Origin of the sequence: Microbulbifer sp. (assembly GCF_036563125.1) — a bacterium.
In the GTDB taxonomy this organism is placed as follows: domain Bacteria; phylum Pseudomonadota; class Gammaproteobacteria; order Pseudomonadales; family Cellvibrionaceae; genus Microbulbifer.
In genome coordinates this window covers 1-5043 of sequence record NZ_DATCMV010000141.1, presented here as the reverse complement: position 1 = coordinate 5043, position 5043 = coordinate 1, and the positions used below count along the sequence as shown (strand labels likewise).

General features: G+C 62.1%; 5 protein-coding genes. 3 read left to right on the top strand and 2 right to left on the bottom strand.

Annotation, left to right across the window (positions count from 1 at the left end):
• Nucleotides 1–1205 (bottom strand): signal recognition particle-docking protein FtsY (gene ftsY / locus VIL80_RS12010; protein ID WP_332036347.1); only part of this gene is annotated, 1205 nt, incomplete at its 3' end.
• A gap of 162 nt (nucleotides 1206–1367) precedes the next feature.
• Between ftsY and rsmD the strand changes: the two genes are divergently transcribed.
• From rsmD to ggt, 3 genes are all read left to right on the top strand, one after another.
• On the top strand, nucleotides 1368–1958 hold the full coding sequence (gene rsmD, locus VIL80_RS12005) for a 16S rRNA (guanine(966)-N(2))-methyltransferase RsmD (protein WP_349257177.1): 591 nt from the start codon (nucleotides 1368–1370) through the stop codon (nucleotides 1956–1958).
• A gap of 108 nt (nucleotides 1959–2066) precedes the next feature.
• On the top strand, nucleotides 2067–2555 hold the full coding sequence (coaD, locus tag VIL80_RS12000) for a pantetheine-phosphate adenylyltransferase (RefSeq protein ID WP_332036346.1): 489 nt from the start codon (nucleotides 2067–2069) through the stop codon (nucleotides 2553–2555).
• Nucleotides 2556–2643: 88 nt separating this feature from the next.
• Nucleotides 2644–4392, top strand: coding sequence for a gamma-glutamyltransferase (ggt, locus tag VIL80_RS11995; RefSeq protein ID WP_332036345.1), 1749 nt, complete (start codon nucleotides 2644–2646; stop codon nucleotides 4390–4392).
• Here the strand turns inward: ggt and mutM are convergent.
• A partial coding sequence (gene mutM / locus VIL80_RS11990; RefSeq protein WP_332036344.1) for a bifunctional DNA-formamidopyrimidine glycosylase/DNA-(apurinic or apyrimidinic site) lyase occupies nucleotides 4393–5043 on the bottom strand: 651 nt, incomplete at its 5' end.

Below are 5043 nucleotides of genomic sequence, written 5' to 3'. Positions count from 1 at the left end.
TCTTCCGACTGCTCGCCGACTCCGATAAAGCGTACCGGAATCCCCAGCTTCTGTGCCAGCGCGAAAATCACCCCGCCCTTGGCGGTGCCGTCCAGCTTGGTCAGCACCAGACCGGTGACACCGGTGGCATTCCTGAAGGTTTCGGCCTGGGAGATCGCGTTCTGGCCGGTGCCCGCATCCAGTACCAGCAGCACCTCGTGGGGGGCGGACTCATCCAGCTTGCCCATCACCCGGCGTACCTTGGAAAGCTCCTCCATCAGGTGGGCTTTGTTGTGCAGACGGCCAGCGGTATCGGCGATCACCACATCCACGCCGCGGGACTTGGCGGACTGGATGGCATCGAAGATCACCGAAGCACTGTCGGCACCGGTGTGCTGTGCCACCACCGGCACATTGTGGCGCTGGCCCCATACCTGCAATTGTTCAACCGCCGCCGCGCGGAAGGTATCGCCCGCCGCCAGCATCACCGACTTGCCCTCATTCAGGTAGCGGTGCGCCAGCTTGCCGATGGTGGTGGTCTTGCCGACGCCGTTGACGCCCACCACAAGGATCACAAACGGCTGCTTGGCCTGATCGATGGCGAGCGGCGCCTCCACCTTGTCCAGCAGGCTCGCCAGCTCATCCTGCAATGCCAGGTAAAGCGCCTCGCCATTGGAGAGCTCGCGGCGGGATACGCGGTCGGTCAATCGGTCGATGATCTCAGCGGTGGCCTCGACTCCCACGTCTGCCATCAGCAGCTGGGTTTCCAGCTCCTCCATCAGGTCTTCGTCAATCTCTTTGGCACCCAGGAACAGGTTGCCCATGCCCTCGGCAAACTGGCTGCTGGTGCGTGCGAGACCGCGACGGATACGGGCAAAGAAACCCTCTTTCTTCGGCTTTTCCTGGGGTAGGGCAATTTCTGCCGGAGCCGCCTCAGGCTGGGCCTCGGGTTCAGGCGCCGCTGCCGGCACCTGTACTTCGGCCAGCTCCGCCGCCGGATCAAACGCCGCCTCCGGCGCTTCTTCCACCGAGAGATGCTCCTCAGTTGGCTGCAGCGCTTCAGTTGGCCGCGGCGCTTCCGGCTCAGCAGCGGTATCCGCCTTCAGGTTGTCCGGAATCTCAAATACCGGCTCTTCCACCAGCGGATTCTGGGCTTCCACCTGGGTGGGTTCGCTATCCCCGGATTCGCCCTCGGGTTTCTTTTTGCGTAGGAAATCAAAAATCATCGCGTGTGGATTCTTTGACAGGAAATCAGTGACTGACGGGTGCCGACTGGCGGCCGGCCGCGGAAAGGCGCTAATCTTAGCACCGCTGACCACTGACTGTTTAGCAGACAGTCACGTCCCGGCCATTTCGCCCGCAGTAAAGATTTGTCCCCCGGAAGCCCGATGTCCAGAAGACCGCCCCCGAAAATGAACAAGCCGGGTAACGCCCCCGTTTCGCAGCTGCGCATCATCGGCGGGCTCTGGCGTGGCCGCAAAGTGGCATTTGCGCCGATCGAGGGGCTGCGCCCCACCGGTGATCGGCTGCGGGAAACCCTGTTCAACTGGCTGCAGTTTTATCTACCCGGCGCGCGCTGCCTGGACCTGTTTGCGGGCTCCGGCGCGCTGGGGCTGGAGGCCCTGAGCCGGGGCGCGGCGGCGGTGGACTTCGTCGAGCTCGACCGCGGCGCCGCGCAGATGTTGCGCCAGCAGCTGGACTTGCTAAAGGCGGACGGCGGAAAAGTACACAACTGCCCGGCAGAGGTATTCCTGGCCCAGCCCGGGGATGCCTGGAACCTGGTGTTTATCGACCCGCCGTTTGCCGGCGACCTGTGGCAGAGCACCCTGCAGGCTCTGGTCGACAGCGGGCGCATCGGGTCCGGCACAATTGTTTACGTGGAATCACCGCGGGATGCACTGATCTCCACGCCACCGGGCTGGCAGCTGGAGAAGGAAAAACAGGCCGGGCAGGTATGCATGCGCCTGTTTACCGTCTGAACTCTGCGCAACACCCATCTGATCTCCACCCGTTCAGGGATTTTTTGAGGGAAAGCGCTAAATTGTTTAAGATGCGCGTCCCCTCTGGCCCGCAAGGCGATTTGGCATATGAAAAAAGTGGTTTACCCGGGTACATTCGATCCCATTACCAACGGTCATATGGATCTGGTGGAACGAGCCGCGCGCCTGTTCGATCACGTGGTGGTCGCCGTTGCCGCGAGCACCCGCAAGAATCCGCTGTTCACCCTCGAAGAGCGGGTGGAATTGGCACAGCAGGAGCTGTCGCATCTCGACAACATCGAGGTGATCGGCTTTGACATCCTGCTCGCGGATCTGGTGCGCCAGCTGGATGCTCACGGCGTGGTGCGCGGTCTGCGCGCGGTATCTGACTTCGAATACGAATTCCAGCTCGCCAACATGAACCGTCAGCTGGCACCGCAGATGGAAAGCCTGTTCCTGACCCCAGCGGAACACCTCTCCTACATTTCCTCCTCGCTGGTGCGCGAAATCGCTTCCCTCGGTGGCGATGTCACCAAGTTCGTGCCGCCTTCGGTGCAGAAGGCGCTGAAGGAAAAATTCAACCGTCAGACCCCCTGAATACCCTCCTGCGAATCGGACCTGAACCCCGTTTGATTCAGATCTGATACACTCGGGCGATCCCGCGAAGGCAACATCGGATCGCCCAGTGAACAGATTTCTGCTTTTCCCTCTTTCCACTTTCCTTTTTTCCACCGCGGCGCTCGCATCGCTTCCGCCCGCCACGCCGCAAGAAGTACAGCCGGAAATCGCCACCGGGCGCAGTGAGATCAAGTCTGCCGTCGCCAGCAAATACATGGCGGTCACTGCCAACCCCCACGCCTCCGCCGCCGCGGAACAGATGCTGGCCAAAGGCGGCAGCGCGGTAGACGCGGCGATTGCTGCGCAGCTGATGCTGGGGCTGGTTGAACCGCAGTCCTCCGGCATCGGCGGCGGTGCCTTTATGCTGAGCTACCGCGCGGACCAGAAAAAACTTTACTCCTACGACGGCCGTGAAACCGCGCCCATGGCGGTGGATGAAAACTATTTCATCCGCGACGGCCAGCCGCGGGGTTTTCTCGACGCAGTAATCGGCGGCTTCTCCGTGGGGGTTCCTGGCGCGATGCGTATGCTCGCGCTCGCACACCAGCGCGACGGCAAACTGCCGTGGAAAGACCTGTTCCAACCGGCCATCGAGCTCGCGGATCAGGGCTTTGAGGTTTCTCCACGCCTGCACCAGCTGCTGGTGCAGATGCCGCGAGTAGCGGTGCGCCCGGCAATCAGCAATTATTTTTTCGGCAAAGACGGTAAGCCCCTGCCTATCGGTTACCTGCTGAAAAATCCCGAATACGCCCATACCCTGCGGCAACTGGCGAAAGAAGGTGTACGGCCTTTTTATGAAGGGGAAATCGCCGAGGCCATCGTCGAGGCAGTGCAGAACGACCCACAAAACCCCGGCAAGATGACCCGCAAGGATATGGCGAGCTACCGCGCCAAAATGCGCGAGCCGGTATGCAGCGGCTTCCTTACCTATGAAGTCTGCGGGGCCGCGGCACCGTCTTCCGGCGGTACCACCGTGGGCGCGCTGCTCGGCATGCTGCAGCATTTCCCGCTGGAAAAATCGAGCGTGGGCAGCGCGGAACTCACCCACCTGTTTGTGGAGGCCTCGGAACTCGCCTTCGCCGATCGCAACACCTACTCCGCCGACCCCGATTTTGTCGCGGTGCCGACACAGGCCATGGTGGCCGCGGACTATCTCGCCGCGCGCGCAAAACTGATCAACCCAAGCAAAGCCCAACCGGCCAGCGCTGGAGACCCGGCGGGTTTTGCCGACAAGCGCCAGGTTGCACTGTCCCCGGAACTGCCGAACACCAGTCACTTGTCGATCATCGACCAGTACGGCAACGGCGTGAGCATGACCACCAGTATCGAGACCGGCTTCGGCTCGCGTCTGATGGTGAAGGGCTTCGTGCTCAACAACCAGCTCACGGATTTTTCCTTCGTGCCCACCAATGCGGATAAACAGAAGGTGGCGAATCGCATCCAACCGGGCAAGCGCCCGCGCTCGTCCATGTCGCCGACGGTGGTATTCAACAAGGATGGCAGCCTGCGTTTGCTGGTGGGCTCACCCGGCGGTTCGCGCATCATCGACTACACCGCGCGCACAATCCTGTACCACCTGGCCAAGGGCATGCCCATCGCCGAGGCCATCCACGCACCCAATATCACCGCGATCGGATATCAGGTGGAAGTGGAGCCGGAAGCGCTTTCCGATACTGAATTGAAAAAGCTGGAAAACATGGGCCACACCGTGGTGCGCAAGGAACTCAACAGCGGCATCCATGCCATTGCGCTGATGGACGGCAAACTTTATGGCGGCGCCGATACCCGCCGCGAGGGCAGCGCAGTAGGGCTGTAATCAGCGCTGGCAGCGCGGGCAGAAGAAGGTGTTGCGCTGGCCGATGATCTGTTCGCGGATGGTGCCGGGACAGCGCGGGCAGGGCAGGCCGGCGCGACCGTAGGCATTCAGCTGCTGGGCAAAGTAACCGGGCTTGCCGTCGCCGCCGACGAAATCCTTGAGGGTGGTGCCGCCCTGTTCGATGGCCGCAGCGAGGACGGCTTTTATCGCCTCGACCAGACGCTCGTAACGGGCGCGGGTGATTTTGCCGGCGGGAGTCTGCGGGCGAATACCGGCCATGAACAGGGCCTCAGAGGCGTAGATGTTGCCGACGCCGACGACGATGCGGCCGTCCATGATGAAGCTTTTCACCGCGGCTTTGCGGCCGCGGGACGCATTGAACATGTAGTCCCCGCAAAAATCCTCGCTGAGCGGCTCGGGGCCGAGATGGGCGATGAGTTCGTGGCCGGCGATATCACCGGTGGTCCACAACAGTGCGCCGAAGCGGCGCGGGTCGTGGAAGCGCAGGCGCTGGCCGCTGTCGAGCAACCAGTCGATGTGGTCATGTTTTTGCGGCGGCAGATTGCCGTCGACCATGCGCAGGCTGCCGGACATGCCCAGGTGCCAGATGGCCATACCCTTGTCGGTCTGCACCAGCAGGTATTTGGCGCG

Coding starts and splice junctions, on each gene's coding strand:
- rsmD (WP_349257177.1), top strand. CDS start 1,368: ATGTCCAGAAGACCGCCCCCGAAAATGAACAAGCCGGGTAACGCCCCC.
- coaD (WP_332036346.1), top strand. CDS start 2,067: ATGAAAAAAGTGGTTTACCCGGGTACATTCGATCCCATTACCAACGGT.